The 19,915-nt window shown below is 59.4% G+C and carries 20 protein-coding genes; 12 read left to right on the top strand and 8 right to left on the bottom strand.

The window, feature by feature from the left end:
• Positions 1–156 precede the first annotated feature (156 nt).
• From EI290_RS16330 to EI290_RS16320, 3 genes are all read left to right on the top strand, one after another.
• Entirely contained in the window at positions 157–1,437 is a 1,281-nt protein-coding gene (locus EI290_RS16330) for a TolC family protein (protein WP_125432561.1), read from the top strand.
• A 181-nt stretch (positions 1,438–1,618) separates the two neighbouring features.
• Positions 1,619–2,719: an efflux RND transporter periplasmic adaptor subunit gene (locus EI290_RS16325; protein ID WP_125432559.1), complete on the top strand. Its 1,101-nt coding sequence runs from the start codon at positions 1,619–1,621 to the stop codon at positions 2,717–2,719.
• A 208-nt stretch (positions 2,720–2,927) separates the two neighbouring features.
• Positions 2,928–6,089 (top strand): efflux RND transporter permease subunit, encoded by a 3,162-nt coding sequence (locus tag EI290_RS16320; RefSeq protein WP_125432557.1) that lies wholly within the window; start codon positions 2,928–2,930, stop codon positions 6,087–6,089.
• Positions 6,090–6,269: 180 nt separating this feature from the next.
• Here the strand turns inward: EI290_RS16320 and EI290_RS22880 are convergent, their stop codons facing one another.
• Complete coding sequence (locus EI290_RS22880; protein WP_262706462.1) at positions 6,270–6,401, bottom strand: hypothetical protein; 132 nt, start codon at positions 6,399–6,401, stop codon at positions 6,270–6,272.
• A 329-nt stretch (positions 6,402–6,730) separates the two neighbouring features.
• Entirely contained in the window at positions 6,731–7,606 is an 876-nt protein-coding gene (locus tag EI290_RS16315; RefSeq protein ID WP_125432555.1) for an alpha/beta hydrolase, read from the bottom strand.
• A gap of 163 nt (positions 7,607–7,769) precedes the next feature.
• Here EI290_RS16315 and EI290_RS16310 point away from each other — a divergent pair, with 163 nt between their 5' ends.
• The 3 genes from EI290_RS16310 (at position 7,770) to EI290_RS16300 (ending at position 12,347) form a co-directional block, all read left to right on the top strand.
• The gene (locus EI290_RS16310; protein WP_125432553.1) at positions 7,770–8,666 is read left to right on the top strand and encodes a DUF5996 family protein; all 897 of its coding nucleotides are present in this window, start codon (positions 7,770–7,772) and stop codon (positions 8,664–8,666) included.
• A 108-nt stretch (positions 8,667–8,774) separates the two neighbouring features.
• The gene (locus EI290_RS16305) at positions 8,775–11,243 is read left to right on the top strand and encodes a M1 family metallopeptidase (protein ID WP_125432551.1); all 2,469 of its coding nucleotides are present in this window, start codon (positions 8,775–8,777) and stop codon (positions 11,241–11,243) included.
• A gap of 255 nt (positions 11,244–11,498) precedes the next feature.
• The gene (locus tag EI290_RS16300) at positions 11,499–12,347 is read left to right on the top strand and encodes a transporter (RefSeq protein WP_125432549.1); all 849 of its coding nucleotides are present in this window, start codon (positions 11,499–11,501) and stop codon (positions 12,345–12,347) included.
• 238 nt (positions 12,348–12,585) lie between these two features.
• Here EI290_RS16300 and EI290_RS16295 read toward each other — a convergent pair whose 3' ends face one another.
• Positions 12,586–13,515, bottom strand: a complete 930-nt coding sequence (locus tag EI290_RS16295; protein WP_185817037.1) for a formylglycine-generating enzyme family protein — start codon at positions 13,513–13,515, stop codon at positions 12,586–12,588.
• 189 nt (positions 13,516–13,704) lie between these two features.
• On the opposite strand from EI290_RS16295, the gene EI290_RS16290 reads away from it, so the two are divergent.
• Positions 13,705–14,133, top strand: a complete 429-nt coding sequence (locus EI290_RS16290; RefSeq protein WP_125432545.1) for an EamA family transporter — start codon at positions 13,705–13,707, stop codon at positions 14,131–14,133.
• A gap of 49 nt (positions 14,134–14,182) precedes the next feature.
• Here EI290_RS16290 and EI290_RS16285 read toward each other — a convergent pair whose 3' ends face one another.
• From EI290_RS16285 to EI290_RS16265, 5 genes are all read right to left on the bottom strand, one after another.
• Positions 14,183–15,085, bottom strand: a complete 903-nt coding sequence (locus EI290_RS16285) for an NAD(P)/FAD-dependent oxidoreductase (RefSeq protein ID WP_125432543.1) — start codon at positions 15,083–15,085, stop codon at positions 14,183–14,185.
• Positions 15,086–15,309: 224 nt separating this feature from the next.
• Positions 15,310–16,257, bottom strand: coding sequence for an NAD(P)-dependent alcohol dehydrogenase (locus EI290_RS16280; RefSeq protein WP_125432541.1), 948 nt, complete (start codon positions 16,255–16,257; stop codon positions 15,310–15,312).
• Between the two features lie 277 nt (positions 16,258–16,534).
• On the bottom strand, positions 16,535–16,843 hold the full coding sequence (locus EI290_RS16275) for a hypothetical protein (RefSeq protein ID WP_125432539.1): 309 nt from the start codon (positions 16,841–16,843) through the stop codon (positions 16,535–16,537).
• Positions 16,843–17,217, bottom strand: a complete 375-nt coding sequence (locus EI290_RS16270) for a superinfection immunity protein (RefSeq protein WP_125432537.1) — start codon at positions 17,215–17,217, stop codon at positions 16,843–16,845. The genes EI290_RS16275 and EI290_RS16270 overlap by 1 nt, the downstream gene beginning before the upstream one ends.
• Positions 17,218–17,229: 12 nt before the next feature.
• Positions 17,230–18,075: an XRE family transcriptional regulator gene (locus EI290_RS16265; RefSeq protein WP_125432535.1), complete on the bottom strand. Its 846-nt coding sequence runs from the start codon at positions 18,073–18,075 to the stop codon at positions 17,230–17,232.
• Positions 18,076–18,189: 114 nt separating this feature from the next.
• Here EI290_RS16265 and EI290_RS16260 point away from each other — a divergent pair, with 114 nt between their 5' ends.
• The 5 genes from EI290_RS16260 (at position 18,190) to EI290_RS23050 (ending at position 19,911) form a co-directional block, all read left to right on the top strand.
• A complete protein-coding gene (locus tag EI290_RS16260; protein ID WP_125418754.1) occupies positions 18,190–18,411 on the top strand; it encodes a hypothetical protein in 222 nt (73 codons plus the stop codon).
• Between the two features lie 77 nt (positions 18,412–18,488).
• Positions 18,489–18,869, top strand: coding sequence for a hypothetical protein (locus EI290_RS16255; RefSeq protein ID WP_125432533.1), 381 nt, complete (start codon positions 18,489–18,491; stop codon positions 18,867–18,869).
• Between the two features lie 6 nt (positions 18,870–18,875).
• Positions 18,876–19,223, top strand: a complete 348-nt coding sequence (locus EI290_RS16250) for a helix-turn-helix domain-containing protein (protein ID WP_125432531.1) — start codon at positions 18,876–18,878, stop codon at positions 19,221–19,223.
• A gap of 58 nt (positions 19,224–19,281) precedes the next feature.
• Positions 19,282–19,425, top strand: coding sequence for a hypothetical protein (locus EI290_RS22490; protein WP_185817036.1), 144 nt, complete (start codon positions 19,282–19,284; stop codon positions 19,423–19,425).
• Between the two features lie 84 nt (positions 19,426–19,509).
• Positions 19,510–19,911, top strand: a complete 402-nt coding sequence (locus EI290_RS23050; protein WP_125432529.1) for an HNH endonuclease signature motif containing protein — start codon at positions 19,510–19,512, stop codon at positions 19,909–19,911.
• Positions 19,912–19,915: the final 4 nt, after the last annotated feature.

Genomic DNA, 19,915 nt, shown 5'->3' with positions numbered 1-19,915 from the left:
GTTTTTTCCGTTGCGCCAACTACCAAAACCTGCGTTTATCAGCCGAAAACGACCTTTCTGAGAAAATTTTTCAGCTCTAATCCGTTTCTAATCTACCTCTAATTCAGCCCTAATACGGGGGGCGTACTCTTGCATAACCAACCACCGAATCCGGTTATGCAACGCTCTGTTTTCGTGCTGATGGCGGCCCTGCTGCTCAGCCTTCTTACCCGCCCCGCCACGGCCGCTCCCCTAGCCGGCGACACGGTGCGGCTTACCCTTTCCGACGCCGAACAGCGCTTCATCCAGAACAACCTGAATCTGCTGGCCCAGCGCTACAACGTATCGGCGGCCGAGGCCCAGATTCTGCAAGCCTGGCTCTGGGACAACCCCACGGTTTCCATCGAACAGAACGCCTACAACCAGTTCACCCACAAGGTGCTGGATGTGACCAAAACCGGCAACTCCATTGTGCAGGTGCAGCAGCTGTTTGCCATAGCCGGCCGCCGCAAAGCCGCCGCCAGCGTGGCCCAGCAGAATGCGCTGGTGGAGCAGTTTACCTTTCAGGATTTGCTGCGCACCCTGCGCTACCAGCTCCGCAGCACCTTCTACGACCTGTATTTCAAGCAGCAGAGCGTGGGCGTGTACGACAAGGAAGTAGCCAGCTTCCAGCGCACCGTGAGCCTGTACCAGGGCCAATACGACAAGGGCAACATTGCCCTGAAAGAGGTCATCCGACTAAAAGCCTTCCTGTTTCAGCTCCGCAACGAGCGCCAGGCCCTGCTCAACGACATTGCCTCGGAGCAGGCCGACCTGCGCACCCTGATGCGCGACACCACCGGGGCCTACTACCTGCCCCAGGCCGACCAGAACCGCCTGAAAGCCCTGAGCCTGACCAACCGCACCGAGGCGCAGCTCATCGATTCGGCCCAGGTGAACCGCGCCGACCTGAAGGCCCGCCAGGCCGCCGTGCAGCAGCAAACCCAGAACCTGCGCCTGCAGCGCGCCCTGGCTACCCCCGACCTGGCCGTGGGCTACGTGTATGACCGGGCCGGCAACTACATCCAGAACTACAACGCCCTCACGCTGGGCGTGGCCGTGCCCCTGTTCAACCGCAACCAGGGCAATATCCGCACGGCCCAGAACCAGATTGAGGTGAGCAAGGCCCAGCTGGGCCAGCAGCAGCTGCAGGTGCAGAACGACGTGCAGGAAGCCTGGCGCCTGGCCCGCCAGAACGACCAGCTCTACCAGGGCACCGACCGGGAAACCTCCGACTTCGACCGCCTGATGAAGGGCATTGACGAGAGCTATGCCAAGCGCAACCTCACCGTCGTGGAGTTCCTGGATTTCTACGAGAGCTACAAGAACAACCTGGTGCAGCTCAACAACCTGCGCGCCAACCGGGTGCGCGCCTTCGAACAACTCAACTACGCCGTGGGCCGCCCGGTGTTTCAGTAGGATAAAGGATGAAGGATATAGGATAAGGGATGAAGGACTAAGGGCCTTTGCACTTCCCTATCAAGAAGTTGCCATACGAGTAGAGGGACTGCGCCACTTGGTTTTTTCAACTCCTACATCCTTTATCCATCATCCTTCAATCCTTTATCCCTCATCCTTTAATCCTTCATCCTCAACCAATATGAACCGCCTCCTCCCCTTATTCCCCCTCGCCCTCCCGCTCGCCCTGGGATTGGCGGGCTGCTCGAAATCCGAAGAAACTGACGCCCCGCAGAAGGCCGAAGCCGGCTTCTCGATGTCGGACCAGATGCTGCGGGAGCTGAAGATTGACACGGTGCGCCGGGAACCCGTGCGCGACGAGTTGAACCTCTCGGGCCAGATTGCCACCGACGGCGACAAAACCGTGAAGGTGTACCCGCTGGTGGGCGGCGTGGTGGAGCAGCTGAGCGTGGAGCTGGGCGACCATGTGACGAAAGGCCAAGTCCTGGCCGTCATCAAAAGCGGCGAAATTGCCGACTTGCAGAACCAGAATAGCACCGCCGGCACCGACCTGGATATTGCCCGCAAAAACCTCTCGGTGCTGGAAGACCAGTACAAATCGGGGCTGGCCTCGGAGCGCGACGTGACGCTGGCCCGCCAGGAGCTGCGCAAGGCCCAGAGCAACGTGGGCAAAACCAACAAGCAGCTGGGCGTGTACGGCGTATCGGCCGACGGCACCTACACGCTGCGGGCCCCCATTTCGGGCTTCATCACGGAGAAGAACGTGACCGACCACATGCAGTTCAACGCCGACAACGTGGGCAACCTGTTCACGGTGAGCAACCTCGACGACGTGTGGATCATGGCCAACGTGTTTGAGTCGGATATCAGCAAGGTGCAGGAGGGCTACCAGGCCGACGTGACCACCCTCTCCTACCCCGACAAGCATTTCCAGGGCCGCATCGACAAGGTGTTCAACGTGCTCGACCCGGAAAGCAAGGTGATGAAGGTGCGCGTGAAGCTCAACAACCCCGGCTACCAGCTCAAGCCCGAGATGTACGCCCAGATTAAGGTCCTCAACACCGAAAACCAGCAGATGCTGGCCGTGCCCGCCAAGTGCGTGGTCTTCGACAAGGACCGCAACTTTGTGATGGTGTTCAAGGACAAAAACCACGTGGAAACCCGGGAGGTTCACCTTTTCAAAACCGTGGGCGACGTGAGCTACGTGCAGTCGGGCCTGAAAGACGGGGAGCACATCATCGCCCAAAACCAGCTGCTGGTCTACGACGAGTTGAACGACTAGAGCTAGAAAGCTAGCTCCCCTCCTTGGAAAGGAGGGGTTGGGGGTGGTTGACCGGAGCGTCAGCCCGTCATCTAGTGCTAGTGCTAGTGCTAAAAACTATCCAACCGATTATCAACCACCCCCAGCCCCTCCTTTCTAAGGAGGGGAGCTAGGCTAGCACTGCCTTTTTTCTAGCTCTAGTTACCGCCTTCTAGCTTCTCCAAAAGCCATGAACAAATTCATCCAGGGCATTATTGCCTTTTCGCTCAAAAACCGGGGCTTCGTGTTCCTGATGACTTTTGTGGTCATTGTGGCCGGGGTGATGAGCTACCGGAATACGCCCATCGAGGCCTTCCCCGACGTTACCAACACCGAAATTACCATCATCACGCAGTGGCCGGGCCGCTCGGCCGAGGAGATTGAGAAGTTCGTGACGGCCCCCATCGAAATTGCGCTGAACCCGGTGCAGAAGAAAACCAGCATCCGCAGCACCACCCTGTTTGGGCTGTCGGTAGTGAAGGTGATTTTTGATGATGGCGTGGACGATGCCTTTGCCCGGGTGCAGGTGAACAACCTGCTCAGCCAGGCCGACCTGCCCGAAGGCGCCGACCCCGACGTGCAGCCGCCCTACGGCCCCACCGGCGAGATTTTCCGCTACACCCTCAAGAGCAAGGACAAAACCACCCGCGAGCTGAAAACCCTGCAGGACTGGGTGGTGGAGCGCAACCTGAAAGCCGTGCCCGGCGTGGCCGACGTGAACAGCTTCGGCGGCGAGGTGAAGGACTACGAAATCAGCGTGAACCCCGGCAAGCTCCAGGACCTGGGCCTCACCCCACTCGACCTCTACAACGCCATCCAGCGCAGCAACATCAACGTGGGAGGCGACGTGATAAACGAGGGCCAGCAGAACTACGTGGTGCGCGGCATTGGCCTGCTCAACAACAGCAACGACATCAACAACACCGTCATCAAGAACGTGAACGGGGCGCCCATCCTGGTGAAGGACGTGGCCATCGTGCACGAATCGGCCTTGCCGCGGTTTGGCAAAGTGGGCCGGGGCCTGAACGACGACGTGCTGGAAGGCATTGTGGTGATGCGCAAGGGCGAAAACCCCTCCGAAGTTATTGCCCGCCTCAAGGATAAAGTAGCCGACCTGAACGAGAAGATTCTGCCCTCCGACGTGAAGATTCAAACCTTCTACGACCGGCAGCAGCTCATCGACTTCTCGACCGAAACGGTCATCCACAACCTACTGGAAGGCATTATTCTGGTGACGGTTATCGTGTTCGTATTCATGGCCGACTGGCGCACCACCATCATCGTGTCGGTGATTATTCCGCTGGCCTTGCTGTTTGCGTTCATCTGTCTGCGGCTGAAGGGCATGTCGGCCAACCTGCTCAGCATGGGCGCCATCGACTTCGGCATTATCATCGACGGGGCCGTGGTGATGGTGGAAGGGCTCTTCGTGGCCCTCGACCACCGGGCCCACAAGATGGGCATGGAGCGCTTCAACAAGCTGGCCAAGCTGGGCCTCATCAAGAAAACCGGCCGCGACATGGGCAAGGCCATTTTCTTCTCTAAGGCCATCATTATCACCGCGTTGCTGCCCATCTTTTCGTTCGAGAAAGTGGAAGGCAAGGTGTTCAGCCCCCTGGCCTGGACGCTGGGTTTTGCCCTGCTCGGCGCGCTCATCTTCACGCTCACGCTGGTACCGGTACTTACCTCCATCCTGCTGAAAAAGAACGTGGTGGAGAAGGACAACTTCTTTGTGCGCGGCATCAACAAGGGCGCCCAGCGGTTCTTCTCGTTCACCTACGCCCGCAAAACCGCCAGTTTGCTGGTAGCCACCGTGGCCGTAGTGCTGGGCATGGGCGCCTTCCATTTCCTGGGCTCTGAGTTTCTGCCTGAGCTGAACGAAGGCTCCATCTACGTGCGGGCCCAGCTGCCGCTGAGCATCAGCCTCGATGAGTCGAACAAGCTCTGCAACGAGATGCGCCGGGTGTTCCTGTCGTTCCCTGAGGTAGGCGACGTGGTGAGCCAGACCGGCCGCCCCAACGACGGCACCGACCCCACCGGCTTCTACAACAACGAGTTTCTGGTGCAGCTCAAGCACACCCCCGCGGTGGAGGCCGAAATGAAGCACAAGGATAAGCGCGAAGCCCTGATTGAGCACATGAAGGAAAAGCTCAACCGCTTCCCCGGCGTGGATTTTAACTTCTCCCAGCCCATCACCGACAACGTGGAGGAAGCCGCCTCGGGCGTGAAAGGCTCCATTGCCGTGAAGATTTACGGCACCGACCTGAAGCTGATGGAGGAAAAAGCCCGCCAGGTGTACGGCATCCTCAAAAAGGTAAAAGGCATCGACGACCTGGGCGTGCTCCGCAACATCGGTCAGCCCGAACTGCACGTGGATTTGGATGAGCAGCGCATGGCCCAGTACGGCGTGAGCAAAGCCGACGCCAACGCGGTGCTGGAAATGGCCGTGGGCGGCAAGCAGGCCTCGCAGATGTACGAGGGCGAGCGGAAATTCCCCATCCGGGTACGCTACCAGGAGCAGTTCCGTCAGACGCCCGAGGAAATTGCCGCCCTCATGGTGCCCACCCAGAACGGCACCACCATTCCCCTCTCCGAAATTGCCACCATCGGCGACGTCAACGGCCCCTCGCTCATTTACCGCGACGACAACCAGCGCTTCGCCGCCGTGAAGTTCAGCATCCGGGGCCGCGACATGGGCAGCACTATCGAGGAAGCCCAGAAGAAGGTGAATGCCGTGGTAAGCCTGCCCAAAGGCTACAGCATGAAATGGACCGGCGACTTCGAGAACCAGCGCCGCGCCACCCAGCGCCTCACGCAGGTGGTGCCGGTGTCGTTGGCCCTCATCTTCTTCATCCTGTTTATCCTGTTCGGCAACCTGAAAGATGCCGGGCTGGTGCTCCTGAACGTGCCGTTTGCCATCATCGGCGGCATTGCGGCCCTGCTCATCACGCACACCAACTTCAGCATCTCGGCCGGTATCGGGTTTATCGCCCTGTTCGGTATCTGCATCCAGAACGGGGTGATTCTGATATCGGTGTTCAAGCAGAACATGGTGCGTAAACTCAGCCTGGACCGCAGCATCCACGAGGGCGTCACCAGCCGCGTCCGCCCCGTGGTCATGACGGCCCTGATGGCCACCATCGGCCTCATGCCCGCTGCTATTAGCACCGGCATCGGTAGTGAAACCTCCAAGCCCCTGGCCATTGTGGTTATCGGCGGCCTCATCACCGGCACCGTCCTCACCCTGTTCATCTTCCCCCTGATTTTCGAGCGCGCCTACCGCGCCCAGCACACCCACTACGGCGACGACCCGCAACTGCACCCCCAGCGGCAGCAAGCCGTGCTGGCGCATTAGGAAAACTTTCAGGCTGGACTTTTACGGACGAATACAGACGCTTCGCAAACTGTGCCGTCGCATTTGCGTACACACCGCGTCCGTATTCGTCTGTATTTGTTTACATTTGCATACGCACTTTCTGAAACGCAGAAAGCAAAATAGCAGGAGCCGGCCCGAAGGCCCACCCCTGCTACCGTTCTAGTGCCGGTGCAGCCATTCGGCTACCACGGCGCGAACTACGCCGCTCAGAACTGTTTTACCCAGTTCGAGCAGCACGCGAAACAGCCCGACTTTGTCCGGCTCTTCCGCTTTAACACGCTTCCTCTTCATGCGAGTAGAAGTAAGGTGTTTTGCCCACCTGCTTCTTAAAACCCCGGCTGGTACCAACAGTCCGGGGTTTTTGCTTTTCTGGAGCAACCCGTAGTTCGGTGAGGTGGGGTAACCACCACGCGTTAATGCGGTGAAGATACGGAACCCGTTGGGTGACCCGCACGATGTAGAGACGCGACACTTCGCGTCTCGGCGCGTGCTGAGGTTGTTTATTAGGCGCGGTTCCGGTCGTTCAACGAGGAGACGCGAAGTGTCGCGTCTCTACACCGTTCTGAAACTGCTCTTGCGCCTACCAAATCCGCAACGGCGAGCCGTAACCTATTGCGTCTCTATTTCACCATCACTCCGTTTGCGTCCAGCACTTGCTGGAAGAACTGCACGTGGTAGGGCAGCGCGTTTTGCCAGTATTCCCAGGTGTGGGCGCCGGGCCGCTCGGTGTAATCGTGGGGGGTGTGGTTGTACACGAGGCGGCGGTGCACTTCGCGGTTGATGTCGATGAGGAAATCGTCCACGCCGCAGTCGATGATGAGGGGCAGGCCGTTGGTGTAGAGCTTGTCGGCCATGTTCACCACCGAGTTGGTGCTGTACAGGCTGGGCGCGGGCGTTTCGGGGCCGAGGATGGGGTTGAACAGGCTCTGCCGCTGCTGGGCTTCCTGGGGGTTGAGCTTGCGGTTGGTGATGCTCAAATCCAGGGCCCCGCTCATGCTGCCGGCCGCGGCAAACAGCTCCGGATGCCGCCCCGAGAGGTACAGCGCCCCGTGCCCGCCCATCGACAGGCCCGAAATAACCCGGCCTTCCTTGCGCGCCACGGTGCGGTACCGCTGGTCGATGGCCCCGATGACTTCCTTGGTAATGTAGGTTTCGAACTGGCTGCCGGGGTTCACCGGCGAATCGAGGTAGAAGCTGAACGTCTCGCCCTCGGGCATCACGATGATGAGGTTATGCTGGTCGGCGAGGCGGTGGATGAGGGTTTTGTCGGGCGTTTTGCTGCTCCAGTCCGAGAAGTGCCCGTAGGCTCCGTGCAGCAGGTAGAGCACCGGGTAGCGGGCTTTCTTGTTTTTGGCGTAGGAGGCCGGCACGGCCACGGCGGCCTTGTAGGTGCGCTGCATGGCGGCGCTGGCAATGGCCACGGTATCAACGGTGGCGGCGTGGGCGGCGGGGCCCAGCAACAGCAGGAGCAGCAGCAGGCGTAGGACGTTTTTCATAGAAAGGGAGTAGATACGGGGTACAGACGCGGATTTTTGGCAGCCCGTTGCGGAGGCTGGCGGGCCCGAAGCAAACGGCCCCGAAATACCAGCGGCCTTTTCCCAACGCGCCGGGCCTAAGTTGCGTCTTTATCAGCACGTTTCACCTGCTACCCCGCCTGCCATGCCTACCGCCTCCGCCACATCCTGGCCCGCCCTGCCCCTGGCCGCCTGGGCCGATACCCTCGCTACCCTGCACCTGTACACGCAGGTCGTGGGCAAAATCCGGCTGGCTACTACCCCACTCGTCAACCACTTCTGGAACGTGCCGCTCTACGTTTCGGCCCGAGGCCTCACCACCTCGGCCATGCCCTACGAAGGCCGCAGCTTCCAGATGGACTTCGACTTCCTCGACCATCAGCTCATCATCCGGTGCAGCGACGGGGCCGAGCAGCGCCTGGCCCTGCAGCCCCGCTCCGTGGCCGCCTTCTACCACGAGGTGCAACGAATGCTGGCCGAGCTGGGCATTAAGGTGCGCATCTGGCCGGTGCCGGTGGAAATCGAACACCCGATTCCCTTTGCCGAAGACGAGCAGCACGCCAGCTACGACCCCGCGGCGGCCCAGCGGTTCTGGCGGGTCCTCACGCTCATTACGCCGGTGCTGGAGCAGTTCCGGTCCGGGTTTATCGGCAAGTGCAGCCCGGTGCATTTCTTCTGGGGCTCGTTTGATTTGGCCGTGACGCGCTTTTCCGGCCGCCTGGCCCCAACCCGCCCCGGAGCCGACGGCATCACCCGTGAGGCCTACTCCCACGAGGTCATCAGCCACGGTTTCTGGCCCGGCGGCAACGGGCAGGAGGCCGCCTTCTACGCCTACACTGCCCCCGCCCCAGCCGGCTTCGCCGACGCCCCGGTGCGGCCGGCCGCCGCCTTCTACAGTGCGGAGCTGGGCGAATTCCTGCTGCCCTACGAAGCCGTGCGCACCGCCCCCGACCCCGCGGCCGCTCTGCGCGAATTTCTCGACAGCACCTACGCCGCCGGAGCCACCCTGGCCGGCTGGGACCGGGCGGCGCTGGAACGGTAACGCGCCGACCGGAAATCAGGCGCGCAAAAGCAACTCTGCCGCAGCCGGCCGCATCTGTGCTGAAAAGTTTGCAACTAGCAGCCTGATTTCACTCTCCCCTTTTCCACTATGACAAAAGCTTTCCTGCTGAGCCTGGGCCTGCTGGCCGCCGCACCGGCCCTGGCCCAGCAAGCCGCCCCCGCCGACACGGCTGCCCTTAAGATGTACCGCGAATCGGCCCGCAAAATCAACGCCCTGGTACACACCAAGCTCGATGTGCGCTTCGACTACGCCAAGCGCCAGCTGCTGGGCAAGGAATGGGTGACGCTGCAGCCCGTGGGCTACGCCACCGACTCCCTGCGCCTCGACGCCAAGGGCATGGATATTAAATCGGTGACGCTGGTGGATGGCTCCAGCACCAAGACGCTGAAGTACCGCTACAACAACGAGCAGTTGGATATTGACCTGGATAGGCTTTACCTGCCCGGCCAGCAGTATACCGTGTACTTGGAGTACGTGGCCAAGCCCGAGGAGCTGAAAGCAAAAGGTAGCGCAGCCATTTCCGATGCCAAAGGCCTGTACTTCATCAACCCCGACAGCACCGAGGCCGGCAAGCCCCGCCAGATCTGGACGCAGGGCGAGACGGAGGCTTCTTCGGCCTGGTTTCCCACTATCGACAAGCCCAACCAGAAAACCACCGCCGAAATCAGCATGACGGTGCCCGCCCGCTACGTGACGCTAAGCAACGGGGCCCTCACCAGCCAGAAAAACAACGCCGACGGTACCCGCACCGACACCTGGAAGCAGGAGCTGCCCCACTCGCCCTACCTGTTTATGATGGCCGTGGGTGACTTCAAAATCACGAAGGACACGTGGCGCGGCAAAGAAGTGAGCTACTACCTGGAGCCCAAATACGCGCCCTACGCCAAGCAGATTTTCGGTAACACACCCGAGATGCTGGAGTTTTTCTCGCGCCGTTTGGGCGTGGACTACGCCTGGAATAAGTACGCCCAGGTGGTGGTGCGCGACTACGTGAGCGGGGCCATGGAAAATACCTCGGCTACCCTGCACGGCGAGTTCCTCCAGAAAGATGCCCGCGAAGCCTTGGATGCGGAATATGCCAACGGCGAGTCGGTTATTGCCCACGAGCTGTTCCACCAGTGGTTCGGCGACCTGGTAACGGCCGAGAGCTGGAGCAACCTGACGGTAAACGAGTCGTTTGCCGACTTTTCGGAGGCGCTGTGGGCCGAGTACAAGTACGGCCAGGACGCCGGCGACGCCCACGCCTACCAGAACATGCGCAACTACCTGCGCAGCCCCCGCGACGCCCAGAAGCAGCTCGTGCGCTTCCACTACGCCGACAAGGAGGACATGTTTGACCTGGTGAGCTACCAGAAAGGCGGCCAGGTGCTGAACATGCTGCGCAGCTACCTCACCGACGACGTATTCTTCGCCGGCCTGAAAAAATACCTCACCGATAACAAGTTCGGCAACGGCGAGGCCCACCAGCTGCGCCTGGCCATGGAGGCCGTATCGGGGCAGGACCTGAACTGGTTTTTCAACCAGTGGTACTTCGGCGCGGGCCATCCTGTGGTCACCATCGACTACGGCTACGACGCCGCCGCCAGGCAGCAAACCGTTACCATCAAGCAAACCCAGCCCGGCACCGTGTTCCAGCTGCCCATTGCGGTGGATGTGTACGTGAACGGCAAGCCGGAGCGCCACCAGGTGTGGATGCGCGAGCGTGCCGAAACCTTTCGCTTTGCGGCCGCCAGCAAGCCCAGCCTAGTGAACGTGGACGCCGAAAAGGTGCTGCTGTGGCAGAAAACCGACAACAAGCCATTTGCCGATTTCGCCTACCAGTTCAAGAACGCCCCCCGCTACGTGGACCGGCGCGAGGCCGTGGCCGCTGCCGCGGCCCTGCCCCCCACCGATGCCGCTGCCCGCCAACTGCTCATTTCGGCGCTCAGCGACAAGTATCCCAGCATTCGGCTGGCGTCGGTGGCAAGCCTGAAACTGGATGACAAAGCCGTGCAGAAAGCGGCGGCGCCGGTGCTTCGTAAACAGCTGGCTCAGGAGAAAAACACCAACGTACAGGCTGCTCTACTGGGTGGTCTTGCCAGCCTGAAGGATAAAAAGGACGAAAAGACCTTTACGCAACTGCTCAACAGCCAGTCGTATGCGGTGCAGGGAGCGGCGCTGGAAGCCCTGGCGGCCGTGCAACCCAAAGCAGCCCTGGCCCGCGCCAAAGCATTGGAGCCCACAGCAAAAGGCACCGTTGCGGCGGCTATTGCTACCGTATACGCCGAGCAGGGGGATGCCAGCAACTGGGCCTTCGTCCGCAACCAGTTTGATGCGGCTCCGGTGCAAGGGAAATTTCAGATGCTAGAAAGTCTGGTTAGCTTCATGACGCGCCTGCCCGATGCCGCCGTGCTGAACGAGGGAACGGAGCGCCTGCAGAAGCTGGCTGTGCAGTACAAGCGCTACGGCGTAGATGAGCCGGTACTGGCTATGCTGGAGAAAGTGAAGCAAGGCAAACCTGCCGAGCAGCAAGCCACGGTTCAGGCAGCCATGGACGCCATTAAAAAAGCTGAGTAGACCCGTTGATTCCTGGTTTTAGTAAAAAAGGCCGGCGCAAGCGTCGGCCTTTTTTTGTTTCCGAAAGTGCAGGATTTCTGTACGGCGTGTGGGCGGCTGGCAGAATTTACGAAAGAATATGCCCTACTAGGTACGTGCCCACAGCCTAGGTAGAAGGCTGATTTCTGCAGAAAAACGTCCAACGTAAAATTCATGGCAAGGTTACAACTTCTTTGAAAAATCGAACTTTTACCACCTTTCGGGCGTCGGGAGGGTATGCGAACGACCACTCTGCTGACCGCCGGGGCCTTGCTGCTCGCCGGCCCGGCCCGCACCCTGGCCCAAACCACCGACCCCAATTCCACCAACGCCGAGTCGCCGTTTGTGCGCCTGATTCGCCCTGATCGGCCGGGGCAAACCATTACTACCAACATGCTGTATCCCGGGCAGTTTCAATTGGAAACCGGCCTCACCCGCTACGATACGGGCAGCAGTGTGGGCTACGCCGGCCGCTCGGCTTGGGGCAGTACGTTGCGGGTAGGCTTCTTCAACCACATTGAGCTACGGGCTACTCAGAACTACCTGCTGGCCCCGTCGGCCACCCGTTTTACCGAAGGAGTTCCAGTGCCCTATTCCGGCCCCACAGGCTTTGCGCCCCTGAATGTAGGAGCCAAGTTTCTGGCCTCCACCGTGCAGAACGCCCGCTCTCAGGTAGTAGTGCTCTTCGATATGAACCTACGTAATGGTGACGCCAGCTACCCCGACAAGCAGTTTGAGCCCGGCGCCCGCCTATTGGTGTCGCAGCAGCTGGGGCAGCGGTTCGGGCTGGAAGGTAACTTCGGTTTTCGGCAGCGTGGTTTCAAGGCCGAGGGCACCAAACAGGGTCAGTACCTTACCACCCTGGCCCTAAATGGCCCCATAGGAGCGGGTACGCACCTGGGCTTCCTGGCCGAAACCTACGCCACCTGGCAGCGGCAGCAGGGCTGGCGGCCGGGCCTCACCTCTGGTTTGTACTACCGCCCCGCCCCCGGCCTACGCCTGGATATAACGGCCGGGCACGGCCTGACGGCGGCAGCTGGCGGCTTCACTGTAGGCGCCGGCCTGGCTTTCCGGCTCGGAAAGTGAGGCTGGCTACATTCCCACGGTACCGAGCATCCCGTTGCTCATAGGCAAACTTACGGGGCGGAGCAAAAGGCTCAGGTACGAGCCGGCCGCGGGGAGTTCTTCGGTTGAGGGAAGAGGACCGGGGGTGAGGCCAACCGTTGAACCATGACGCCGCACTACTTCCGCCCCACCAGCTAATGGGCCGATGGTAACTGAGAAGCATTCAGTTCCCATCGGCCCGCAGTATTCTTATCCTGCTTTACCGCTTCACCATGCGCACAGTAGCTAGGCACCGAAAGCCCAGCCAGTTCTCGGGACCGGTGTATGCTTGCCGTCCACCCAGCGTAAGCCCCTGAATAGAAGTTTTGAAGGACCCGCCCTTGGCAACGCCCTTGGTAGCCGTCATTTCGGCCACGTTGCCAATCACATTCTGCAGGCCGAAGCCGTTAGGCGGGCCGATAGTAATAGGCTGTAGAGGAAATTTCTCCTTGACCGGCGCACAGGCAAACACCTGGTTGCTACTCGCCAGGTAGTAGTTTTCCCGCAGGTTGTACGGAAGCTCATAGGCCGTTTCAGTGGCCGGATGGGCCAGATGCAGGGCATCCAGGCACGCTACCAAATCGTCTGATTCGTTGAGCTTCTGGGGCTTTGGCTTACGGACGGAGCGGGTTTGTACCAACTCAAACGGCCGCGGACCAGCGGCCAGCCCCCCGGCAGCCGCCTGCTCCCACTCCGCTTCCGTGGGCAGCCGGTATTCCACCGTCACGGTGTAGTCGCGCAGCTCGGGGTGCTGCTTCCGGAACTCAGGCCCCTGGAAGTAGCTGCGGTTTACTACTGCACTACGCCAGCGGCAGTAAGCCCGGGCCTGCTCATAGCGAATACCAGTAGCGGGATAATAGCGGTAGCCGGGGGCCCGAAAATATGCCTGAGCCGGGCCGGTCTGCTCCGGGTCGGGCACGGGCTGCCAGCCAGTAGAATCGGGGAGCTGCGTGCGGTAGTAGGCCAGAGATGAGTCGCGCCGAGTAAAGTGCAGGTACTCCAGCCAATGAATATTGGCTACTTCCGTTTCGTCCATGAACAGGTTTTCGCCCACCCGCACCGTGCCGGGAGGCTCTGGCAGCGCGGGTACCGCGCTACCGCGCCCCTGCTGCCCCCACCCGCTAAGCGGTAGCAGAACAGCTATACCCATCAACCTAAACAACGGTGTGCGAACGTGCATCTGCATAAAGCCAGTTATCTGAGAGGTAAGCGAAGAAGTAGGCAAGATACCGATCTGCCGGTCAGGGTAAGCGAGGCGCGCAGATTCAGTTGCGGCACATTTCAGCTACGGGGAGTCGAGCTACGTACTGGGTAGCAGGTATCTTCTGATGAACCGAGTATGTGGATAGTTTTTTCTCTGCTGGCAGCTCTGTCAGCTGCCATTGTTGTAACCCTCTCCAAGGTTGGAGTGAAGAATATTGAAGCCAGCGTTGCATTTGCTATTCAATCCGTCCTGATTGTGAGTGTAGCCTGGGGAGTAGTGGCCTGGCAGGGGCATCTGGGGCAGGTAGCCGAAATAGACCGACGCACCTGGCTGTTCCTGGTGGCGGCCGGCGTACTCACCTGTCTTTCCTCCCTGTTCTCGTTTCAGGCCCTGAAGCTGGGGCAGGCTTCCCGCACTTCCTCATTCGATAAAATTTCGCTGGTGTTTTCTATCCTGCTGGCAGTATTCTTTCTAAAGGAAAAAGTAACCTGGCAGGTAATTATGGGAGCCGCCCTGATGGCGGGAGGAGCTTTACTCATTGCTTTCACCCGGGAAAGCAACTGAGAGGCCTGCCAATTGCACAAAAACTACTTCCTGCCAATCGGGCTCCAGGTTACAGCCCCAGCAGCTCATGATTAACGAAGGCACCAGCTTTGGTGCCAGCTGCCACTGCATTGGCCACGGAGCGCATGGGTGTAGTAGCATCCCCGGCTGCGTACACGCCCGGCACTGAGGTTCTCTGCCAATCATCAACCTGCACGTGCCCGGCTGAGGTGAAGGCACATCCCAGCCGGGCCGGCAGGGCAGTGTGCTGCTCAAATGGAACGTGCGTGAACACAGCCGCCAGCGGCACCGCTACTTCGTTTTGCAGCAGAAGATGGTGCAACCGGCCCTGGCTATGCTCCACTGCCTGAATCGGGGTTTCTACCAAAGCAATATTCTGCTCGTACAACTGCCGGGTTTGCGTAGCATCCAGGGTGGAGGGGCCATTGGTAAACAGGGTGAGGTGGGGCGTCCAGTTACGAATCAGGCGGGCCTGCAAATAGCCCGGTTCACCATTACTCAGCACTCCCAAAGCCTGGCCACGTACCTCGTAGCCGTGGCAGTACGGGCAGTGTAGCACCGATATGCCCCAGCACTCCGCAAAGCCCGGCAAGGTTGGCAGCATATCCCTGATGCCCGAGGCAAAAATCAGTTTGCGGGCAGCTATCCGTTGGCCGCTTTCCGTTGTTACCACAAACTCCGGCCCGTCTTTTTGGATATGTAACGCCATATCCTGCCTAAAACTCACGGTCGGATACTGCTGTACCTGGGCCAGGCCCTGAGCCCTGATAACGGCTGGGTGCTCACCGTCCTGAGTCAGGAAGTTGTGGGCGCGGGGCGTTTGGCGGTTGCAGGGCTGCCCACTATCCAGCACCAGCACCGAGCGTAGTGCCCGCCCCAACGATAGTGCCGCTGCCAATCCGGCATAGCTACCACCAACAATTAATACTTCAACGCGCGAGAGTACCTGCATACCTGGTTTAGAATCGTGTTTTTACCTGACAACCACCAAAACCGGTGGGCCCGAAACCACACAAAGCTACACAAATGCAACTAAGTTGCATTTGTGTAGCCCTACATTAGTCCCTTAATTTTCTGATTTACCAGGTTGTGTCTGAACGCCCTGCTAAGCCCACCGAAGCGGTAAAGATGCTTCGGTGGGCTCAGCAGGACCGTTTTGGAGTTTTCAGACACATCTTAGTCTACGGTTAGCACAATTTTGCCGGCGGCGCTTCCAGTTTCGCTGTAGCGGTGGGCCTGTGCTGTTTCGGCCAGGGGAAACGTTTTGTCGATTACGACCCGAATAGTGCCGGCCTGCAGCCAAGCCGATATCAGTGCCAGGTCGGTGCCTCGTTCTTTGGCCAGGAAAAGGTGGGCCGATTTGGTGGATAAGGCCGCCGCCAGCTTATCGGTAATAACAGCCGCCGGCTCCGGCACAGTAGTCACGTAGCGGCCATTGCGACGTAATGCCAACTGGCTGGCCGTGAAACTGCTTTTACCCACTGCATCAAATATCAGGTCGTAAAGGCTACGGTCTTTGGTAAAATCATGCTCCTCATGGTTAATTACCCGGTCGGCACCCAAGCTACGAACCAGCTCCAGGTTGTTAGGTCCGCACACGGCGGTTACCTCCCCGGCCCCCAGGGCTTTGGCAATCTGCACAGCAAAGGTGCCCACCCCACCCGAAGCACCATTCACCAGCACTCTGTCGCCGGAAAGCAGCTGGCCATAGTCGTGCAGGCCTTGCAGGGCCGTTAAGGCTGCCAGAGGTACGCCCCCGGCTTCTTCGAACGAAAGCGTAGCGGGGATAAAAGCGGCCACCGATTCGGCCAGTAGCGCGTACTCGGCATTGGCTCCGCCGGTACCATCGTTGGGCAGGCCGTACACCCGGTCGCCTATTGTAAAGCGGGTAACATGGCTACCTACGGCGGCCACTTCCCCGGCTACGTCGCGCCCCGGTATCCTGGGGAAGCGGGGGCCCGTCAGCATCTTCAGGTCGCCGCTGCGCACTTTCCAATCGATGGGGTTGATGCTGCTGGCCCGTACACGCACCAATATCTGGTCCGATTTGGGGGAGGGAGTGGGTTGCTCGCCGTAGCGTAGCACGTCGGCCGGGCCGTACTCGGTAAAATAAATAGCATTCATGGGCTGAACTGTCGGCTTATTACAGGAGGTGTTGACTACGCAGAAACGGGTGGCTTGGCCGGGCGCCGGGAGTGGTTTAGTGGCTGGCCGGTGGGAGAAAATTATTCTGGCAGTTGCAAGAAGCAAAAAACCGCCCTACCCAATGGATAGGACGGTTCCACACATCGAAAGCGCACTCCCCTCAGACTACGGGACAATCCGCACATATTTTTATGCATCAACTACTTATATAGTAGCACCAGAAGTATGGGCATACTTTTGGGCAGAAAACCGACACTTAATGCGTCCGAACCGGCCGGCCACGCTCTCGCTTAGGGGCCTGGGTAGGCTCTGGGCGGCCGGTGTAAGCCTGCCCATACAGCACCCAATCCACATCGGCAGTGGGAAAGTGGGCCCGCAACTGGTACAGCATCTTAACGCTGCAGTGGTAGCGGCCAATTTCGACCTGCCGAAAGATGACAGGCTGCTGTTGCAGCTTCTCAGCCAGTTCGCGGTAAGAATGCACCGCTCCCTCTTCCAGCAAGCGTGCTGCCTCTGTCAGGAAGCGCATGTCCAACTGTCGTTCGTCGTAGGCCGGCAGGTGCATCAGTTTGGCTGGTTAAGCAGGCGCTGGCGCTGCTGGTGAAATTCCTCTTCGCTCAGGCTGCCGTTGTCGCGCAACGCTTGTAGATTGGCCAGCTCATTCGCGACGGAAGCTGAGCCGACGATGCGCACCGGCATGGGTTGCGCTTTGTCGCTGGATAAGGCCCAGATCAGGGCGCCGATCCACCCGATACCGGTCCAGCCGGCCAGCAGGTTCAGCAGGAATATCTGCGTGGACTTGCTTTTTTTGCGGGCCAGGACGGTAGGCAGGAAGTATAGGATGCCGACTAGGATAAAGCCCAGAAACCGCCCGAGTAAATAGCCGACGTCGTAGGCGGTCAGAAGCAGGCTGGCAGTATAGAAAGCAAGGGATGACATTGTATCTAGTGGTTATGCTTGACCGGTATAGTTTTTCCAGAGGATTTCGAGGCGGTTGCGCATTTCTTCCAATTCGAAGCTGTAGAGTTGTTTCGTCGGGTTTTTGCGGGGGGCAGGCATCTGAAAATTCAAAGAGGCCACGACGCACCAGAGCTGCTGCCACTCTCCTTTTTTAATCGTGTAAGGGGGAAACTCCTCGTTATCGGAGCGCACCTCCAACCCGCCCACCGAATCCATGCCGGTGTATACCCGCTTTACTACAATGCCGTCGTAGGTTACGACCACATGGACGTAGCTGTCTTTGATGGTTTCCAGGTCGGTGTCCACGAAGCGGCACAGCACCAGGGAGCCGTCATGCAGTGTCGGGTACATGCTGCGACCTTTCACGCGAAACGCACGGAACGTGCCGTTTTTAAACTCTGGCAGCGGCAAAGCCAGCATCGGCAGGTTGCGCAGGAATTCCGGCTCCATATGCTGGGCCAGGTAGCCGGCGGTAGCCTCTGATTCCACGATAGGAATTGTTTCCTCCCCCTTCATATCGACTGTCACAGTCAGTGGGGGCAGGTGCTGCACTACGGGTGGCGGCACCAAGCTATCAAGTTCGGCCATGAGAGAACTGGGCGCCGCCGGAAGCATGGCCCCCTCCCCAAACAGCAGCCATTCCAGACTGATGCCAAGTTTTCTTGCAATGGCTGCGACACTATCCGCTTTGGGCGTATGCCGGCCTTCCTCAATGTTGCCAATGGAGGTACCAGACACCCCGGCAATGACGCCGAGGGCCTCTTTGCTGTGTCCGAAATGCGCCCGGAGTTGCCGGTACCGGTCGCCTATGCCGGCCGTGAAGTCCTGACTTTCCAAGAAAACTTAAAGTTTATTCGAAGTTTACTTGGAAATCCCAAGTAAACTTTCGATGTTTGTGAAGAAGAACAAGAAGAAGAACAGCCGCAATATACGAAGCGGCAACAACTGCCTATGGAGACGCCCACCACACCGACCATGCGCGAGCTGATGCCAGCCGGCTTCATTAAAGAGCTGGCCCGTCGCACCGGCTGCAAGTCTGCTTCCCAGCTCAGCGGGGTTATCTCGCTGGAAAACACCGGTTCCCGCCTCTGGCCCGAAGTTGAAAAGCTCGCCGAGGAAACCGACCCCGCCGGATTTGCCGCCTGGCAATCTGCCCACGCCCAAGCTGCTTAATCAGTGCTCTCGGCAGGGCGCCAAACCTGCCGGGGGCTTTTCCCAAGAAAACTCCCTTTTCTAATCCATCAACCTCTATGAAAGTCGTTACCAGTGAACCCCTCTACACGCTGCGCACGCCCGAGGGCCCGCGCAGCATTTCCCAGCCGGTAGCCGGCGACTCCCTCGCTGTGCTGGAAGCCACCGGCCTTTACACGTTGCCGCAGCCGATACTTGGTTGGGCCCGTGGCCTGGATGGTGAATTGTCGGTGTACACCGCCGGCCCCGACAGCTCCCTGTTCCGCCTCGCGCTGGAAGACGGCTGTGATCAGGAGCAGTTTTTCGATGGCCGAGTGCCCGATACCCTGCGCGAATATCGCCTTGATGAGTACGCCGCTGGTGCGCTGCTGTACTTCCCGGTGCCCATGGCCCAGCCCGCGCTGATGAGTGTGTCCTACCCGATGGCTATTGCTGCTTAGACCGCTATGGATGAGACGCTATTCTTCAACCAGCGCTTACGCAAGCGCCGTGCTGCTGCCAGGCTCACGCAGGCGCAAACAGCCGACGCGCTGTGCATTACGCGCCAATGCTATGCCTCTTACGAGGAAGCGCGGGCAGAGCCGCCTCTTCGGGTACTGCTGCTGATGGCTGCCCTGTTTGCCTGCACACTGGATGAGTTGGTAGGCTTCGATGCTGCTAAAACATCCCGGCCCCTGGTGCAGCCAACGGCCGCCCGTAAGCCCGGTTCCGGCCGCAAGCCGAAAACACCCCGCCGGCCCTCGCCCAGTATTTCCTCCCTGCCTTCCAACCGTCCGTTTGCCCCGTGGCCTTGATACTTCGCAAGCCCAAACGCCCCCTTGGTTTACCCATCACAGTTCAACCAACCGATTTATGAAAACCCTTTCGCCCCGCAAAGCCCTGGACAAACTGCTGCATCTGGCCAGCGGTGAAGCCCCCAACTGCGTGAATCAGCACACGATTCAGACCATCGTCGATCAGGTGCGCCCGAAGCGGATCAAGCCGGCTTCGGCCTAAAACAGAGGGGCCCGCAACGCGCCAACGCTGCAGGCCCTATCTAATCCATCAACCCCTTGCGAAGGCCGATTGCAGGCCAAAGATATGCACAAAATAATTCAGCCTGATTTAGACCCACCATTCAAAGTGGGCTACGCTCTCTACTACCCACCTAAGAGAGTACAGAACTTTTGGGATTCAGTCAAAAAAGAAGATAGATGCTGGGTCTGGCAGCGCGGATTGAATAGGACTGGTTATGGTCAGTTCTGCGTGTTTGGCAGCAACATCTACGCGCATCGCTTTTCCTATTCCCTTCACTTTGGCCCAATACCAGACGGGATGGTAATCTGCCATAAATGTGACAATCCTTCCTGTGTGCGGCCTGAGCACCTGTTTCTAGGCACTTATTCTGATAACACTCAGGATGCTGTACAGAAAGGGCGTTGGATTCAATCCAGAAACTTCCTGAAAGAGAATTTCCACCGTCCTGTTCTGATAGCTGCTTAGAGCC

Origin of the sequence: Hymenobacter metallilatus, from assembly GCF_003944705.1 — a bacterium.
Taxonomy (GTDB): Bacteria; Bacteroidota; Bacteroidia; order Cytophagales; family Hymenobacteraceae; genus Hymenobacter; species Hymenobacter metallilatus.
The sequence above is the reverse complement of the archived record's forward strand: the minus strand, read 5'-3'. Positions and strand labels throughout refer to the sequence as shown.